This is a genomic window from Paenibacillus sp. A14 (assembly GCF_036864815.1).
GTDB lineage: Bacteria > Bacillota > Bacilli > Paenibacillales > Paenibacillaceae > Fontibacillus > Fontibacillus sanfengchensis.
Window position 1 is genome coordinate 352,617 of the sequence record NZ_JBAGJD010000003.1, and the last position, 17,183, is coordinate 369,799.

The window sequence follows — 17,183 nt, forward strand, 5'->3', positions numbered from 1 at the left end:
TGGCCACCCTTCACAGTCAATAAATCATTCCATAAAGGGTAGTTTGGTTGTAATTCGCGAAAATATACTCCAGGTCTTTATTCACAGCTATACAAGGATATACGTATCCTCCCGGGCTTCGCGGATAAATCGGCTGGGCGCTCCGACGGAATAAACATGCAGCAGATGCATGGCCCGGGTACATGCCGTGTAAAAGAGCTTGCGCTCCGTTTCACGGGTATATTTCTCGTCCGAACCGTCGTAAATCAGGACGGCGTCAAATTCAACCCCTTTTGCCAGGTAAGCCGGTATAATATGGATCCCCTTCTCAAAGGAGAGCGTCGTCTTCTTGATCAGCTTCACCGGCAATTCTTTCGACAGCTCCTCGTGAGCCTGCTGGCTTTCGGCCGCCGTCTTGCAGATCACCGCGATCATGTCATACCCCTCGGCACGCAGGCCCGCAATATCGCGACGGATTCGCTCATGCAATTCAGAAACGTCGCGCAGTACACGCACCTCTGGTTTTTCGCCTTCCCGGTTAAACGGTACGATCGCTTCACCTCCGGGAATCATGCCGCGCGTAAACTCGACGATCTCCCGGGTGGATCGATAGCTCTGCACCAAAGTAATCAGTTCGCTCTGCTGCTCACCGTAAAGCTCCGTCAGCGACGTGGATTGCTGAAGAACGGAGGCATGCGCGTAAATCGCCTGGTTCAGATCGCCGAGCGCCGTCATGCGGGCACGGGGAAAGAGCCGCTTGAGAAAGTACAGCTGAAAAGGCGAATAATCCTGCGCTTCGTCGATAATGACATGGCGAATCGAGGTATTGGAGCGGAATCCCAAAATAAGTTCTTTCAAATACAGAAAAGGTGTAGCATCCTCGTAAAACAGCTCCCCTTCCCTGATCTTTTCCAAAGTCTGTTCACAAATGGCGTCCCAGTCCGCCGGAAGCTCGTCGCCGTGAATCTCCTTGAACAGCTCCCGACTTTGAAACAACTGGCTGTAAAGCGCCGTCCCATCGACGAAGCGCAGCGACTTCACCCATCTGCGCAACGGTTTCAATCGGTCGCTGACCACCATTTTGGATAAAATGACGCTTTCCTCGTCATAATCGCTGAAATGATCCTCCCGCCCTTTTTGATTGCGGCGCATCCGTTGAAAGGCCCGTTGATAATCCTCTTTATCCAGAAGTTGAATTTGTTCCTCGACCCAAGGCTCACCCAGTTCACTCTTTCCGAAGGCGGCCAGTTCCTTGAGCAGCCAATCCTTTAAAAGCTCGCAGCGGTTGGCCAGCCGAATCGCCGGATCGAAAGCGTAAAATTTCTCCGCGATCGCGTCCGCGTCCACGACCACCTTGCCCATAAACCTTAACGGCTTGAACCTCATCTCCTTGCGTTCCAAAAGCTCCTTATACCGGTTTATCGCATCAAGAAACGAAGCCGAGGACTTATAACGAATCCCGCTGACGCGCGCGGCGTAGGCTTCATCCTCCCGGCTCGAAAGCACATACTCGATCTGGATAAAAGGATCCTCCAGCTGAAATTCGCGGCCAAGCCGGTGTTCCAGGTATTCCTGAAACGTCGTCTGCAGCATGTTCTCTTCTCCGAGCTCCGGCAGAACGGTGGACACATAGCTGTTGAACATCGGATTCGGCGAAAAAAGAATCATCTGGTCCGCCTGCAGCGTGTCCCGATGCTTATAAAGCAAGTAAGCGACGCGCTGGAGAGCGGCGGAGGTCTTTCCGCTGCCGGCGGCCCCCTGTACGATCAACATCCGGCTTTTGTCATTGCGGATGATCCGGTTCTGTTCCCGCTGAATCGTGGCGACGATGCTCTTCATCTGGGCGTCGGAACTGCGGCTCAGCACCCGCTGCAGCAACTCGTCTCCGATCGTGACGCCGGTATCGAACATCACTTTGATTTCGCGGCCCCGAATGACAAACTGCCGCTTCAGCGTCATCGTCCCTTCAATCGTACCGGAAGGTGTCTCGTAAGAAGCCGGCCCCGGGACGCTATCGTAGTAAAGATTCGAAATCGGGGCGCGCCAGTCGTAGACGAGGAACGTCTCGTCCCCTTCTTCCAGCAGCGAAGCGATTCCCAAATAAATCGATTCGGTCCCGTAGCCTTCTTCTTCAAAGTCGATACGTCCGAAATAAGGCGATTGCTTGAGCCGCTTCATTTTTCCGAGCGCCGCCGAAGCGTGCTGGTGACTCTTCTCCCGCTCGGATAACACTTGCGACTGCTGGCGCAAGCTGGTGGAGGTTTCTCCGACATCGTCGGCTTCGGAAAAATTGACGGTCACCTCATCCCAAAATTCCTTCCGCATGGCCACAACATCTCCGCGTACGCTTCCCACTTCGCGCTCCAGCCGCGCGATCTGTTCATCAATCCGGTCGGAGACAAATTCAACGCGCTGCTGTTCTTCTTTCCATGCTTGATCCGTTCCGTTCACACTGATCGCTCCCCTTGTAAACTTCTGTATTCCGATTTTACGGACAAGGCAAACATCCTATTGACAATCAAACGATAATATGATAAAATCCAATTAGGATATTTTCACTTTTCCATAATTAATGAATCCAACTTTTATTGTAACCATTTTATGCAGCTTTTTCAACTTGATATTAACGTTTAATGGATGAAAGTCCTGCCGATCGGCAGGACTTTTTTTTGGTATTTAAGAATCTCCGTGAGTATGGCGGTGATCCGCCAACCGGTTTAGCCTCTCCAGTTGATGACCGTATTCATACATCTCCGCCGAGACGATGGACAGACGCAGAACGCCGACCCGCTCGGAAGCATACCTGTCCAGCATACGGCGGAGAAACTCGTCGTTATCCTGCTCGAACTGCTCGGCCTCACGGTTGTTCGGCTTCAGCTTGTCGTCAAACTTGAGCATGATATGCTCGTGAAATTTGGTCAGCTTCTCGAGCTGCTGATCGAATTCACGGTTCATTTCCGGCGTCCGGACGACCGCTTGAAAGTAATGCTGCTCCACGGCATCCAGCACCTCGTACCCTTTTCTCAGCGTTCTCAGCATTTGTTTATATACGACCAATTGGCGGCTGTCGCTGAACTTTGGCGTTTTCAGTTTCTTCTGATCTTCTTCCATCAACTTATATTTGTCCGTTAGGGCATTGATTTTGTCTTCCAGCTTCCGCTTCTCGCTCCGGAATACCGTTTCTTTCATTTCATCGGAGACCGCCGTCCGCAACAGCAAGGAAAGCTGATCGAATGTCTCCTTGATCTGGTTCAGAAACTGTACCTTGGGCTTGGGCGGCATGACCAGGACATTGATCACGAATGCCGAAACGATTCCGATCAAACTTAGAGCAAACCGATTCAGGGCGAACTCCCATTGTCCCGAAGCTTCCATCACCGATACGACGGTAACCAGTGTAATTCCGATGGTCTCTCCCATCTTCAGCTTCAGACAGATCATAATGACCAGAATACAGACCAGCCCTACCGCAATCGGCTCGTTGGAGAACAGCATTCCGCCCAGCATGGCGAGAACGGCCCCGAGCGTATTGGTCTGGAGCTGGTCGAGCAAATATCTCCAGGACCGGTAAATCGTCGGCTGCATCGCAAAAATAGAGGCAACCGCCGCGATGACCGGCGAAGATAAATTGAGCCAGCTCACCACATATAAAGCTAAAGTTACCGCAAGGCCGGTTTTTAGCATTCTCGCGCCAAACGTCACATCGATACCTCCTGTTGCTTCTCTCTTTCTCATTTTTACCCGAATTGATATGAATCCGCTCATTTTGTCTACACTAAGAAGGCAAGGCCCAAATTATTCTAAACGATGAGGTGAAAAAAGTCTATGGACCAGCTTAAGCGTCCGGCAATTACCACGTTCCTTGCAGCGGTAGTGTTGTGGGGACTCTTTGCTTCCTCTCCCGCATTCGCTCATTTGTCGCCGGCGGATAACTCTTCTCCGAATACGGAGAACGGCGAACGGCAAGGCAAGCCGCATCGCCTGCCTTTCCGGCACTCCCGCGGCGGGCACCTTGTTAAAGATACGGCGGCCATGCTCGGTATGGAGCCGAAAGAGCTCCTCGACCGCCTTCGGAAAGGCAAATCCCTGATGCAGGTCGTGCAAGCCGAGAAGGGCTGGAGTGAAGTCGAGTACATCAAAAAATTAACGGAAGCGGCGTCCCGTCATTTGGACGAAGCCGTTACCGAAGGCAAGCTTGCGCCGGAGCAGGCCGCCAAAATAAAACAACGCCTGCCGGACAAGCTGAACAAAATAATTCACCGGACTTGGAAAAACGGCACCCCCGGACATCCGGCGCTGGATATGCACCATAACCACATTGTTTGGCCTAATCCGGATTTCAAACCGGCGGACGAACAAAATTAAGCAAAAAAGGGACGGAGCCAACCGCCTGCCCGGCGAGGGCTCCATCCCTTTAGCCTCGTTTGATTACTTATTGGCCGGTGACAGCTTCTCCGTCTTCTTCGCCGTACCGATCGGCACTTCCAGAATATCAAGCAAAAACATGAAGATCGGTATCCCGATGATCAACCCCCAAACTCCGAGGAAATGCTCCGAAACGAGCAGGATCAGGAAAGTGTAGAAGATCGGGAGATGCGTTTTATTGGAGTAAAATTTCGGATTCAGGAAATAGGTTTCCAAGGCATGCACCAGGGCGATCATCACGAGGACATAGACGATCTTGACCAGGCCGCCGATCTTAAAAGCGATCGCGCACAGCGGAATCAGCGAGATAATCACGCCCATGACCGGAATCAGCCCCAGCAAAAAGATCATGATAAATAGAGCCACCAAATTCGGGAACCCGAAAATCCACAGAAAGATTGTGGAGAGCGCCGCATTCACGAACGCGATCATAAATTGGACTTCAATTACTTTACCGAAAGACGAGACGAATTTCTTGCCGAAGTATTCCAGTTCGACGAACAGTGCGGAAAACTTGCTCGCTTTAAACCTCGCAGTGAAGTGGGTCACCTTCTCTTTCTCCAACAGGAAGAACAGGCTGAGAATAATGGCGACGAACAGATTCAGACTCCATTTTCCGATATCGGATAAAGCATTGACTGCAAAACTGAACCCATCTTTGATGTAAGCAGAGAGATCGATATCCTTAAGGGAATCCACTAAAAAATTCAAAATGAGATTATCGGGTAAGTCCGTGGGAGGGTTATCGTAAAATGAAATGACCTGATTTACCAGATCCGTCAGTTCGTCGAGAAAGACGGGTAAATATCGGACAATCGCCAGCACGAGCAGAGAAATCATCACGATGTAAATCAAAAGTATTGAAATGCTCCGGTGGATCCGGACAACCTTCTCTACGTTCCGGGCGATGAAATTATGAATCCGGTTAATTAAATAGGTTAAGATAAACGTGATTAACATCATGTTGAGCATGCTGCGCGAAAAATAAAGCACCAGTATGACAAACGACAGGGCCAGCACCCTGCGAAAACCCGGCATTTGAAATAATTCCCTAAAAAACGTCATAATTTGCAACCTGCTCCCCTTAAGTGGTCTTCGAAAAACCTATGGGTTTATCTTATGTCAGCTCCTGCCCGAAAAGCAAGTGAGCAAACAGAACAATTTCCGCTTAATGGCTCCCTCCTTGTGAATAAACCACAGCTTTAACGAAACATTGCGTCACAGTTTCCAAGCGGGATAGCGTTCTCTTGCCAGTTTTTGCGGTAAGGTCTATAATCTCGAATAATTACGTAATTGATAATAAACGCCAGAAACGACGATGACGGAGAAAAGTAAGCGAATGCGACCAGACAGGGACGGCGGTGCCGGAGATTGAGAGCACCCCGATGGAGCCGCGCCGCCGAAGTTCGCTCCCGAGTCGATTTCCCGAACCCTCAGGGTAGTAAGGAGATCCGGCCTCACACCGTTATCCGTGTCCAAGCTGAGAAACCAGAAGGTTGTCTAATGAGGGTGGTACCGCGGAAACTTCCGTCCCTCACGAGACGGCCTTTTTTTGTTTTCAGCCTCCATCCCATCTATTCAGAGGAGTGTTTAAACATGAGCCAAACCTTAGAGGAATTGCGCGCCCAACTAAGCCGCATGAATCACGAGCTGCTGCGCCTGCTAAACGAGCGTGCGGAGGTCTCCCGCGCCATCGGAGAAATCAAGGAGAAACAGGGGGTTCCGAAGTTTGATCCGGTGCGGGAAAAAGCCATGCTCGATGAACTGACGAAACTGAACCCCGGACCGTTCCGCGACGCCGAGATCAAGCATATTTTCAAGGAGATCTTTAAAGCTTCGCTTCATCTGCAAGAAGAAGAGCATAAACGACAATTGCTGGTCAGCCGGAAAAAACAACCGGAAAATACGGTCATCGATGTGAACGGCACATTCATCGGCGGGGAAGCTCAAGTTATGATCGCCGGTCCTTGCTCCGTAGAATCCTACGAGCAGTTAAGGACGGTGGCCTCCGCTCTTCGGAAGGCCGGGATCAAAGTGATGCGGGGTGGCGCCTTTAAACCGCGCACCTCTCCGTACGATTTCCAGGGCCTTGGGGTAGAGGGGTTGAAGATGCTGAAAGAGGTGGCCGAGGAATTCGGTTTGTCGACGATCAGCGAGATCGTTCACCCTGCTCACATCGAGCTGGCGGAACGGTATATCGATATCATTCAAATCGGGGCCAGAAATATGCAGAATTTCGAGCTCCTCAAAGAGGCGGGCAAAGCCGGAATTCCCGTTCTGCTAAAACGGGGGCTTGCCGCCACATTGGAGGAGTTCGTGCATGCGGCGGAATATATCGCGGTGAGCGGAAACAGCCGGGTCATGCTCATCGAGCGCGGCATCCGCACTTACGAGAAGTGGACGCGCAATACGCTGGACATTTCGGCCGTCCCGCTGCTGAAACAGGAAACCCATCTTCCGGTTCTCGTCGACGTGACTCACTCCACAGGAAGAAAGGACATCCTGCTGCCTTGCGCGAAGGCGGCTCTCGCCGCCGGTGCCGACGGGATTATGGTGGAGGTTCACCCGGACCCGCAGACCGCCCTGTCCGACGCCGCCCAGCAGCTTGATATTCCGCAGTTTGAAAAACTGTGGGAAGGTATTGCGTCATCCGGTCTATTCAACAAATCGGTTTCCGCCGAAGTTTAACCGAACAGAACGGGACGCACGCACACCGGCTTCGATACGGATACGGTCTTCCCTGTAAATTGCAGCCGGCCGCTATCCCGATCGACGCGGAACAGGACCAGGTTATTCGCATCCCGGTTTGCCGCGATTAGGTAGCCGCCGTCCGGCGTCAGGGCAAAGTGACGGGGATGTCCGCCTTGGGTAGGCACATGCTCCACGAGGGAAAGCCGGCCGCTGTCCTGATCGATGCTGAACTGCACGATGCTGTCATGTCCGCGATTGGAGCCGTAAAGAAAACGGCCGTCCTTCGATACTGCCACTTCCGCGGTCGTATTTTCGCCTTGGAAATGCTCGGGCAGCGTGGAGATCGTTTCGATTGGCGTCAAACGCCCGGACTCGGCATCATACTGATATGTCGTCATCGAATTGCCGACTTCATTAATGGAGAAAACCCACTTCCCATTCGGATGGAAGGTCATATGCCGGGGGCCGGAGCCGGGCGGCGTGACTGCATCAGAGATCGGGCTGAGCGTTCCCGTTTCGGCGTCAAATGCATAAGTACGCACCAGATCCAGGCCCAGATCAGCAACGAGCATATAACGGTTATCCGGGCTGAACAGCGCGGAGTGCGGGTGCGGCCGATCCTGTCTCTCGGGGTCGGCCCCCTTTCCCGTATGCCGCTGTTCGTCGACAAGGCGGCCTGCAAGCCCTCCTCCTTCCAGTTTGACCAGTCCTACATTCCCGCCATGGTAGCCGGACAAAGCGATGTACCGGTTCTCTCCGTCCAGAGCGATATGTGAGGACGAGGGTTGAATCGTGCGGGCCCGATTCAGTTCACTGAGCCGCCCGGTTTCCGGATCGACAGTGAATGCGACGGCTTCCCCGATTCGTTCGCCCGACTCATTATGGGTTTCGGCAATGCTGTAAATTTTGCGGTGGTCGGCATCCACGCACAGGAACGTCGGGTTTTTCAAGCCGGATACGGCCTCTAAACGATGGAAGGCCTCTTGGGCAGGATCAAATTCATAGACGTAAACGCCGGTGTTGTCCGCTTCGGCATATGATCCCACGAATACAAGCTGACGTTGCGATAAGGTTGACAAGAAAGTCGGCCTCCTTTATATATAGCTTCTTTCTAATATTCTTCCGTAAAAAAAGGAAAAAGTCCAGCCGTTTGTCCCGGAAGTGTTTAAATTTTAATCATATCCCCTACACAAACGCGTAAAAATATGGTATACTGCAAGCGCTTCCACAACATCATCTGAAGGGGGATTTGGAATGATGAATGTCGGATTGGAGAAGAAGGACGTCTATGCGGATTTTGATCCGCATGACACGTATTTCTTCAAAATTGGGGCTCACGGACTCGTTTGTTTTCACGGCAGAAATTATAGTATAAAACAGAGACTTTCCGCCGAACAAACCTCCAAACTTGTATCGGACCCTTCCTTCTACCGCATCAGCACCAACTTTTACGTCAATTTGCCGAAAATCGCGGAGATTCGGGACAATGTCGTATGGTTCCGTGATGAGGTCCACGGGATCAAGACGATTCAGGTACCCCGGCGGAACCTGGAACAGATCAAGCGCCTGCTTCCCGTATCCCACCGCAGAAAGGCCGGTATGAATCAGGTAGGCTGAGTGAAACCCAACAAAAAGCGCGGGTTGCCGGGGAGGATGCTCCCTTCGCAAACCCGCGCTTTTTGCTTTCCATAATTGCCGTGCACCGGAAATTCCCTTGCTCTTACTTTACGTAAAAACGAGCGGTCTCTTCCCAGATTTCCCCCGGCGCCAGACTGAACAGGCCGATTTCCTCCGCAGGCAGATCCACATTCGGCGCGTTCACCAAGTTGATTTGGGGTTCCGGACAGAAAAATCCTTCGGTTGCCCCGTTGTTCCAGATCATCCACTGTTTGTAGGAGGTGCCTACATCATAGACCAGCGTTTTGCCGATCTTCGTGTCGGTCAGTTCCATCCGGTTTCGGCCGTTTTGGGGTACGGCTGTATAGTGATTATCCATCGGCGCGTAGAAAGGATAGACGCCCTCGCCTTGCAGCTTCTTCTCCTCTTCGGTCAGCGCTTGATGGCCGCCTGTAGGGAGCATCCGGTTATCGAGTTCCCAGCGCTTGCCGACCGTCAATTTGACGCGGTAATCCTGCGCCTCGCTGCCCGGCGCAAACGGCGCATTAACCGCCGTGTGAAAGGCCAGCAGACAGGGTATCTCCTGCTCGTCCTGGTTATGCACGAACAAATGTTGGGAGAGCCCTTCTTCGCTCAAACTGTACTTCAATCTCACCGTAAAGCGGAACGGGAGATAGCGGAATGCTTCATGCTGCTCATCCACTGCCGCTTTGACCGTGACATAACTTTCCAGCTTCGTTTGACCGAAATCTTCCACTTCCCAGGCTACCGTGTGAAAAAAACCGTGCAGATGGTTTCCGGTCGCTTCCTCATTCACCGGGAAGCGGTACTCCTTCCCTTTCCAGGGGAATACTCCGTCCTGATAACGGTTCGGCGGAAATAATACCGGAATTCCGTAGATGCCCGGATTGCGTTTGAAATCCTCCATCTCTCCTTCCGCCGGTTCGCGCAGAAAACGGTAACCGCTTTCGGTATCGCGAAAAGCTAACAGATTACCACCGACACTGGGTACCATAGCAGCTTCATATTTGCCGGCTTGCAGCCAGACCGCCGGTTCCCCATGAAACGAACCCTCATATGCCTTCAAGTGTGCCATATTGCCCTCTCCCCTCAAGTCTAAATATGATTGCTTCCTTAACCTGGTAAGGATTATACCGAATGCCGGTTCAAAAGTCATCTTTTCCTATCACATTCCCATGGACCGCTCATGATGTCATCCGGCTAGGCATCCCGCAAAATTCGCCGGCCGATCGTCATCGCCAGCACAATCATCAGGACGCCGACGACCAATTGCAAGCCAAAGACCTGGGTCCATTTCGGCCAATGCTCGATCCACTCATACATTTGCCCGCCGATGAGCGGACCGAAAAAGGACGCTACCCCCGTAATCGCCGAATACATCGCCATGTACATCGGTCTCTCCGCCTTCGGCGTATCGCCGATCATGAAATTAAACGCCAACTGGTTAAAGCCCCCCACTCCGATGCCAAAAAGAATATGCGCAAGAAACAAGACCGGCAGCACCGGAAACACCGAAGTAAGTCCCCAGGTCAAAACGGCCAGCGCGATCAAAGGCATTGTCCAGAGAAGCAGCCTCCGGTTGCTGTATCTGGCATTCAGATTGCCCCAGACATAAAAACTCCCCATCATAAAGAGGGTCTGCGTCACGTTCAGCAACGAGATCGTTTTGTAGTTGATTTCCAGCAGTTCCAGCATGACGTAGGAATACATCGGTACGATCAGATTTTGCAAAAATAGAAAACCGGCGATAAAACCCGTCGCTTTGATAAAAGAACGATCCCGCAGCGGCCGCTTAAGCATGGGCAGAAACTTGGTCTCTTCCGAGCGTTCAAACGGCAGATCAGGGTAGAAGAAAAAGGTCACGATATTGGCGGTGATGCAGATCCAGGCGACGATATACAGATACAGAAAACCCTGCCCTCCGGGGAAACGGTCGAGCAGCATTCCGCCGATAAACATAAAAAGGGTCCCCAGCCCGTTCAAAATCATGTTCCGGATTCCGAAGTACCTTCCCCTTACCCTCGCCGGAACGATATCGCTGATCAAGGAATTCCAAAGCATCCCCACAAACGTATTCAGCAAAAAAGCCGAGACATACAGCCCGATATAGGCGGCGACCCAATATTTCTGGGGAAACAGAAACGGAGCCAGGCCCGTCGCTCCCCACAACACCCGCTGAATGGTGCCGAAGATGACAAACGCCCATTTACGGCTGCGGATTTTTTGAATCAAAAATGCCACAAACAGCTGACCGATATTCACAAAGGTCGTAATCGCCAACACAAAGCCAAGTTCCCCGGAAGTCGCCCCGAGATAAAGTAAAAAGCCTGTTAAAAATTGACCGCCCAACAGCGTCTGAAAAATAACGGAAGGAACTCCTTCCCAGGTCGCCATCGCCAAATTTCTGCGCTGCTCCGACGGTTTACGCTGGGTACTGTGCTTTATCATGATGCCGCCCCTCATAAGACACGCTCCTTGTTTTGTCAACAAAACCTCGATCAACCGGGAAATTCCCCCAGCTTACATAAAATAAACAGACTATTACATACTTCTACATATCCGATCCTTTCCCGAAGGCGATTTTCCATCGTCATTTCCGGGATTTAATCCACAGAATGGAGTGCGATACGCAAATGAGCATTGCTCCGAAAAAAACTTGGGTCCCCCTGCTTCTCGGGCTTCTATTGTTGGCCGCCACCGCCTGCGGGAATCAACAGCCCGGCCCAGCCGCCCGATCCGTCCCCAAGCCGGAAAACCCTTTGATGCGAACCGGCCCGGAGGGCACTCCGGCGGATAACGAATGGATTCCCCTTACACAGGTTGCCGATTCCCTCGGGCTGCGGCTCAAAGAAAGCCAGAACAGCGCGCAAATGGGCTTTACCGATGTCATGTTCGAGCTTACGCCAAGCCAGAGATCGGCCATTTCGTTCGGCAAGCAGGTGACTTTGGCTCAACCGCCATTAAGACAAAACGGCAAAACCTATCTGACGGCCGCTGCCCTTTCAGACCTGCTGCAAGGACAAGTTTCCAAAAATCCGAAGACCGGGGAGCTGCATATCGCTTCCGTCGGCGGCGATCAGGCCCCTAACGTTGCCGCACAGCCCCGAAAGCGGGGATTCCAGGCGTTCGGTCTGGCCGAAAACCGCGATGAGCTCATTTCCTACGCCAGACAATTTTTGGGCGTTCCCTACGAATTCGGAGCCGCCCCTTACGAGCAATCCAACACTTTTGACTGTTCCTCCTTTACGCGTCATGTGTTTAAGCGGTTTGGCATCGATCTTCACCGTCTCGCCAGGGATCAAGCCAAACAGGGAACTCCCGTCGAACGATCCGAGCTGCTTCCCGGCGATCTGATCTTCTTTACGGTACCCGGCCGGTTTGACAGCGAGAAAATTCCCGGCCATGTCGGCATTTATATCGGTAACGGAAAATTTATTCATACATGGGGAGACCCCGGCGTACAGATCAGTTCGTTGGACAGCGGTTACTGGAATGACGTCATCCTGTCGATGCGCCGGGTGCAATAAATCCCTATCAACGCTACTCCTAATACCGGGAGACCTCAGGTCCCCGGTATTTTTCGTCCGTCAACGCCCCCTCTCCCCACCATTTCCCTTCGTTACAAATACAAAGTATAATGAATGGTAGGACTACTATCCATATCATTTCTAGAACAATAGAGAGCAAAAAGCACTTACAATTAGAGGAGATTGGCGATGGACGAACTGAAAAGAGCTTATGAGACTTTAGGACTTTCCGAGAACGCTTCCAGAGAAGAGGTTGAGAAAGCCTTCGAGCGGGTGCTTAAGAAGTCCCGTTCCAAGTCGGCTGAAGACGAAACCGGCGAATCCGATTATGACTTAAAGCTGAAAGCCTACAAAACGATTGTGGAGCATGAAGAACGCAGCAAAATCAACGAAATGAGCCGGAAGCGCTACGACAAATGGGGGAAATTCGCAGGAACCGCCGAGAAAATCGATGATTTTTTTCGATTGTACCGGACCCATGTCATTATATCCGCCATCGCGGTCATTGTGCTGGTAGCCGGAACGGTCGCCTTCATCAACCACCAGGAAGAACAAAAGCGGCTTGCCGCCCTGCCTCCGGTCGATTTGTCGATTATGTTTATAGGTAATTATATGTCTGACCAGAATCAAGGTGGGGATGAAGGTCTCGAACAAGCGATGACCGCCCAATTCCCGGAGTGGAAGCGGCTTGAGGTGCTCCTCACCTATCTTCCCTCGCAAGGCCAGGGGGCGGGAGCGACGGAGATCGCTTTTCAGCAAAAGGCCATGGCGGTCGTGGCGACGGAAACGCCGGATATATATATTTTGGATGAGAGCTCTTTCAAATGGCTGGGCGGCGGTGGCGTTCTTGAACCCCTGGACGATGAGGCCGAAGGCGTACTAAAGCCGCTTCTGAAAGAGGACTCACTCGTAAAGGGCCGTACGGAAGAAGATACGGAGGACCACATTTACGGCATCCGGGTCACCGACAGCGCCCTGGCCAAAGCGCTGCCGCTTGGCATGGACGATATGATCATTACGCTGCGGATCGGCAGCCAAAACAAGGACAAAGCGCTGCATTTCATCGAACGGTATCTGGAACCGGGCGTAGCGGCCAAGTAGCCGCCATTCACCTCCCGAAATCGAAGCGGATTTCGGGAGGTTTTTTGCAACATCAAAAATAAGGAATTGATTTCGTCCGGGGCATCCACTAAAATAGACTCATAAACGCGCGTTTACAAGAAAGTAGGGAACCACATGCGCAGCGAAGATATAGCCAAATTGGCGGGGGTATCCCGAAGCACCGTTTCCCGCGTCATCAACAACTATCCCAACGTTCCCGAAGCTACCCGGGCCAAGGTGCTGCGCGTGATCGAGCAGTACCAGTACGAGCCCAACAGCTTCGCCAGAGCGCTGGCCGGCAAACGGACCGATACGATCGGCCTGTTCGCCATCAGTATGAACGAGAAGGAAAACGCGAGCCGGATATACCAGAACAGCTATTTCGCCCCGATCGTCGACCTTGTCGTCGATACGGCGAATGCCCGCGGTTTCTACGTCCTCATTCATACGGTTTACTCGCCGGAGGATTTCCAGAAGATCAAGCAGGCTTTCTTGCAAAAGCGGATTGACGGAGGCATCCTGGTCGGAACGCAGAAGGACATCGAACTGGTTCGGGAACTGGTGGGCCAGAACGCTCCGCTCGTGCTCATCGACTACGATATTTCCGAAATTATGGCCGAGCGGCTGAACAAGAGCCACCTTGCCGTCATCAATTCCATGGACTACGAAGGCACGGTCGAGGCGATCGAATACTTGATCGGGCTGGGGCACCGGGAAATCGGTATTATTAAAGGCAGAATGAATACGTTCTCGGGACGGGAGCGCTATACGGCCTTCGTGAACACGCTGCAAAAGCACGGTCTTCCGGTCCGGGAGGAATTCATTCTGGAGGGCGACTTTTTGAAGGAAACCGCCTACCGGGAAGCGCAGCGCCTCGCTGCGGGCGGACGGCTTCCGACAGCCTTGTTCAGCTCCAATGACGATATGGCGATTGCGGCGATGGAAGCGTTTGCCGAACAAAACATTTCGGTGCCCGAACACCTGTCGCTTATCGGTTTCGACGATGTGCAGCTCGCCGCCGTCATCAGTCCCAAGCTGACTTCCGTCAAGCTGCCGATCGACGACATGGCCAAGGCGGCCGTCTCGAAGGTCATCGATCTGTGCAGCGCGGAGGAGCCCACGTTCAGCACCGTAAGCTTTCCGACTCGGCTCATTATCCGCGACTCCTGCAAACCGCCGGAAGCTTGACCGACAAAGAACGACAGTCAAGCAAGCTATCGATTCGGCCGTCCATGCCGCCCGTAAATTTGGGCCATCCGTCCGGTTCGCCCCTATTCTGCCCCATGAAGCAGGTTGGGGCGGTACTTTTCACCAAAATAAACGCGCGTTCACAAACGAAGGGAGAGCATTAATTCATGAAATTCGGACATTTTGACGACGTTCGCAAAGAATATGTCATCAGCACCCCGCAGACCCCGTATCCTTGGATCAACTATTTGGGCAACGAGCAATTTTTTGGTCTGATCTCCAATACGGCCGGCGGCTATACCTTTTACCGCGACGCCCGCCTGCGCCGGCTGACGCGTTACCGTTACAACAATATCCCGCTGGACACCGGCGGACGTTACTACTATCTCCGCGATCATGATACGCAGGATTTCTGGACGCCGGGCTGGATGCCGGTGAAGCGAGATCTGGACTTTTACGAGTGCCGCCACGGTCTCGGCTATACCTCGATTACGGGCGAGCGCGGCGGCGTCTCCGTGACTCAACTGGCCTTCATTCCGCTCGGCTACAACGGTGAAGTTCATCGCTTGACCGTCAAAAATACGAGCGCGGCGGCCAAAACGGTCTCCCTCTTCTCTTTTGCCGAATTCTGCCTGTGGAACGCCCAGGACGACATGACAAACTTCCAGCGTAATCTCAGCACCGGCGAAGTGGAAGTGAAGGACTCCGTCATTTATCACAAAACCGAATACCGCGAACGCAGAAACCACTACGCGTTCTATTCCGTCAACCGGGCCATCGACGGGTTCGACACGGACCGCGAATCGTTCGTCGGTCTTTATAACGGCCTTCATGAACCGCAAGCGGTCGTCCAGGGCAAAGCGAACAATTCCGTAGCCAGCGGCTGGTCTCCGATCGGTTCCCACGAAGTGAAGCTGAACCTGGCGCCGGGCGAGGAGCAAAGCCTTGTCTTTATTTTGGGCTATGTGGAAGTGCCGGAGGAAGACAAATGGGAAGCGCCTAGCGTCATCAATAAAAAACCGGCGCTCGCCATGATCGAGAAATTCGCCACGGATGCCGACGTGGATCGCGCGATGGAAGAGCTTGCCGCCTATTGGAATGGACTGCTCTCCAAATATCAAATCAACAGCGGCGATGATAAGTTGAACCGGATGGTCAATATTTGGAATCCGTACCAGTGCATGGTGACGTTCAACATGTCCCGCTCCGCCTCCTATTTCGAATCCGGCATCGGCCGCGGCATGGGCTTCCGGGATTCGAACCAGGACCTGCTCGGCTTCGTACACCAAATTCCGGAACGCGCCAGAGAGCGGATTCTCGATATCGCCGCCACGCAGTTTGAGGACGGCAGCGCTTATCACCAATACCAGCCGTTGACCAAGAAAGGCAACAACGAAGTGGGCAGCGGATTTAACGACGACCCGCTCTGGCTCATTCTCGGAACGGCGGCTTACATTAAAGAGACCGGAGACGTTAGCATTCTGGATGAACAGGTGCCGTTTGACAGCAATCCGAACAACACGGCAACCCTGTTCGAGCACTTGAAGCGTTCCTATTATCATGTCATCCATAACCTCGGGCCTCACGGCTTGCCGCTGATCGGCCGGGCGGACTGGAACGACTGCCTGAATCTGAACTGCTTCTCCAAAGAGCCGGGCGAATCGTTCCAGACGACGGAGAACATCGCCGGACGCACGGCGGAATCGGTATTTATCGCCGGATTGTTTGTGTTTGTCAGCCCGGATTTTGCGGAAATCTGCCGGATGCGCGGCCTGGAAGACGAAGCTTCCGCAGCGGTGGCCCATATGGAAAAAATGCGCTCCGTTACGCTGGAACACGGCTTTGACGGCGAATGGTTCCTGCGCGCTTATGACCACTACGGCCAAAAAATCGGCAGCAAAGAGAACGAGGAAGGCCAAATCTTTATCGAGCCGCAAGGGATCTGCGTTATGGCCGGTATCGGTGTGGAGGAAGGACTTGCCGACCAGGCGATGACCTCCGTGAAGGAAAGGCTCGACACCAAATACGGCATCGTGCTGCAGCAGCCTCCTTACTCCAAGTACTACTTGAACCTGGGCGAAATCTCCACATATCCGCCAGGGTATAAGGAAAACGCCGGCATTTTCTGCCACAACAACCCGTGGATCATGATCGCGGAAACCGTGCTTGGCCACGGGGACAGAGCGTTTGAAGTTTATTCGAAGATCGCTCCGGCTTATCTGGAGGACATCAGCGAAATCCACCGGATGGAGCCGTATGTATATTCGCAGATGATCGCCGGTAAAGACGCGGTTCGTCACGGGGAGGCGAAGAACTCCTGGCTGACGGGAACCGCCGCTTGGAACTATGTGGCGATTACTCAGGCGATCCTGGGCATCCAGCCGGACTTCCGCGGCCTGAAGGTTGAGCCTTGCATCCCTGCCGCATGGGATGAGTTCGAGATTACCCGCGTATTCCGCGGCGACATCTTTGTGATCAAAGTGCTGAATCCGGGCCGCGTTTCTAAAGGCGTCAAGAGCATGACGGTCGACGGTCAAGCGGTGGAAGGCAACATTATCGCTCCGATCGGCGACGGCGGCGTGCACCAGGTTGAAGTGGTCTTAGGCTAACTAAAAAAACAGGGAAGGGGATTTT

At 52.9% G+C, this 17,183-nt stretch carries 13 protein-coding genes; 7 read left to right on the forward strand and 6 right to left on the reverse strand.

Annotation, left to right across the window (positions count from 1 at the left end; genetic code table 11):
• Positions 1–87: 87 nt before the first annotated feature.
• On the reverse strand, positions 88–2,430 hold the full coding sequence (helD, locus tag V4U88_RS09600) for an RNA polymerase recycling motor HelD (RefSeq protein ID WP_334073039.1): 2,343 nt from the start codon (positions 2,428–2,430) through the stop codon (positions 88–90).
• A gap of 225 nt (positions 2,431–2,655) precedes the next feature.
• On the reverse strand, positions 2,656–3,681 hold the full coding sequence (locus V4U88_RS09605) for an FUSC family protein (RefSeq protein ID WP_334073373.1): 1,026 nt from the start codon (positions 3,679–3,681) through the stop codon (positions 2,656–2,658).
• Positions 3,682–3,804: 123 nt separating this feature from the next.
• On the opposite strand from V4U88_RS09605, the gene V4U88_RS09610 reads away from it, so the two are divergent.
• Positions 3,805–4,344, forward strand: coding sequence for a hypothetical protein (locus tag V4U88_RS09610; RefSeq protein ID WP_334073040.1), 540 nt, complete (start codon positions 3,805–3,807; stop codon positions 4,342–4,344).
• Positions 4,345–4,407: 63 nt separating this feature from the next.
• Here the strand turns inward: V4U88_RS09610 and V4U88_RS09615 are convergent, their stop codons facing one another.
• Positions 4,408–5,469: an AI-2E family transporter gene (locus tag V4U88_RS09615; RefSeq protein ID WP_334073041.1), complete on the reverse strand. Its 1,062-nt coding sequence runs from the start codon at positions 5,467–5,469 to the stop codon at positions 4,408–4,410.
• A gap of 531 nt (positions 5,470–6,000) precedes the next feature.
• On the opposite strand from V4U88_RS09615, the gene V4U88_RS09620 reads away from it, so the two are divergent.
• The gene (locus V4U88_RS09620; RefSeq protein ID WP_334073042.1) at positions 6,001–7,092 is read left to right on the forward strand and encodes a bifunctional 3-deoxy-7-phosphoheptulonate synthase/chorismate mutase; all 1,092 of its coding nucleotides are present in this window, start codon (positions 6,001–6,003) and stop codon (positions 7,090–7,092) included.
• Here V4U88_RS09620 and V4U88_RS09625 read toward each other — a convergent pair.
• A complete protein-coding gene (locus V4U88_RS09625) occupies positions 7,089–8,174 on the reverse strand; it encodes a lactonase family protein (protein WP_334073043.1) in 1,086 nt (361 codons plus the stop codon). The two genes, V4U88_RS09620 and V4U88_RS09625, sit on opposite strands and share 4 nt — an antisense overlap.
• Positions 8,175–8,349: 175 nt before the next feature.
• Here V4U88_RS09625 and V4U88_RS09630 point away from each other — a divergent pair, with 175 nt between their 5' ends.
• A complete protein-coding gene (locus V4U88_RS09630; protein WP_334073044.1) occupies positions 8,350–8,712 on the forward strand; it encodes a LytTR family transcriptional regulator DNA-binding domain-containing protein in 363 nt (120 codons plus the stop codon).
• Between the two features lie 103 nt (positions 8,713–8,815).
• Here the strand turns inward: V4U88_RS09630 and V4U88_RS09635 are convergent, their stop codons facing one another.
• A complete protein-coding gene (locus V4U88_RS09635) occupies positions 8,816–9,808 on the reverse strand; it encodes an aldose 1-epimerase (protein WP_334073045.1) in 993 nt (330 codons plus the stop codon).
• A 125-nt stretch (positions 9,809–9,933) separates the two neighbouring features.
• A complete protein-coding gene (locus V4U88_RS09640; protein ID WP_334073046.1) occupies positions 9,934–11,181 on the reverse strand; it encodes an MFS transporter in 1,248 nt (415 codons plus the stop codon).
• Positions 11,182–11,366: 185 nt separating this feature from the next.
• Between V4U88_RS09640 and V4U88_RS09645 the strand changes: the two genes are divergently transcribed.
• The 4 genes from V4U88_RS09645 (at position 11,367) to V4U88_RS09660 (ending at position 17,158) form a co-directional block, all read left to right on the forward strand.
• Positions 11,367–12,260: a C40 family peptidase gene (locus V4U88_RS09645; protein ID WP_334073047.1), complete on the forward strand. Its 894-nt coding sequence runs from the start codon at positions 11,367–11,369 to the stop codon at positions 12,258–12,260.
• A 189-nt stretch (positions 12,261–12,449) separates the two neighbouring features.
• Positions 12,450–13,361, forward strand: a complete 912-nt coding sequence (locus tag V4U88_RS09650) for a molecular chaperone DnaJ (RefSeq protein WP_334073048.1) — start codon at positions 12,450–12,452, stop codon at positions 13,359–13,361.
• Between the two features lie 135 nt (positions 13,362–13,496).
• Entirely contained in the window at positions 13,497–14,549 is a 1,053-nt protein-coding gene (locus V4U88_RS09655) for a LacI family DNA-binding transcriptional regulator (RefSeq protein WP_334073049.1), read from the forward strand.
• Positions 14,550–14,716: 167 nt separating this feature from the next.
• Positions 14,717–17,158, forward strand: coding sequence for a GH36-type glycosyl hydrolase domain-containing protein (locus V4U88_RS09660; RefSeq protein ID WP_334073050.1), 2,442 nt, complete (start codon positions 14,717–14,719; stop codon positions 17,156–17,158).
• The last annotated feature ends 25 nt before the right edge of the window (positions 17,159–17,183 follow it).

What these genes read in the sequence shown, in the direction of transcription:
- V4U88_RS09610 (WP_334073040.1), top strand. Translation starts at nt 3,805, where the DNA reads ATGGACCAGCTTAAGCGTCCGGCAATTACCACGTTCCTTGCAGCGGTA.
- V4U88_RS09615 (WP_334073041.1), bottom strand. Translation starts at nt 5,469, where the DNA reads ATGACGTTTTTTAGGGAATTATTTCAAATGCCGGGTTTTCGCAGGGTG.
- V4U88_RS09620 (WP_334073042.1), top strand. Translation starts at nt 6,001, where the DNA reads ATGAGCCAAACCTTAGAGGAATTGCGCGCCCAACTAAGCCGCATGAAT.
- V4U88_RS09630 (WP_334073044.1), top strand. Translation starts at nt 8,350, where the DNA reads ATGATGAATGTCGGATTGGAGAAGAAGGACGTCTATGCGGATTTTGAT.
- V4U88_RS09635 (WP_334073045.1), bottom strand. Translation starts at nt 9,808, where the DNA reads ATGGCACACTTGAAGGCATATGAGGGTTCGTTTCATGGGGAACCGGCG.
- V4U88_RS09640 (WP_334073046.1), bottom strand. Translation starts at nt 11,181, where the DNA reads ATGATAAAGCACAGTACCCAGCGTAAACCGTCGGAGCAGCGCAGAAAT.
- V4U88_RS09645 (WP_334073047.1), top strand. Translation starts at nt 11,367, where the DNA reads ATGAGCATTGCTCCGAAAAAAACTTGGGTCCCCCTGCTTCTCGGGCTT.
- V4U88_RS09650 (WP_334073048.1), top strand. Translation starts at nt 12,450, where the DNA reads ATGGACGAACTGAAAAGAGCTTATGAGACTTTAGGACTTTCCGAGAAC.
- V4U88_RS09655 (WP_334073049.1), top strand. Translation starts at nt 13,497, where the DNA reads ATGCGCAGCGAAGATATAGCCAAATTGGCGGGGGTATCCCGAAGCACC.
- V4U88_RS09660 (WP_334073050.1), top strand. Translation starts at nt 14,717, where the DNA reads ATGAAATTCGGACATTTTGACGACGTTCGCAAAGAATATGTCATCAGC.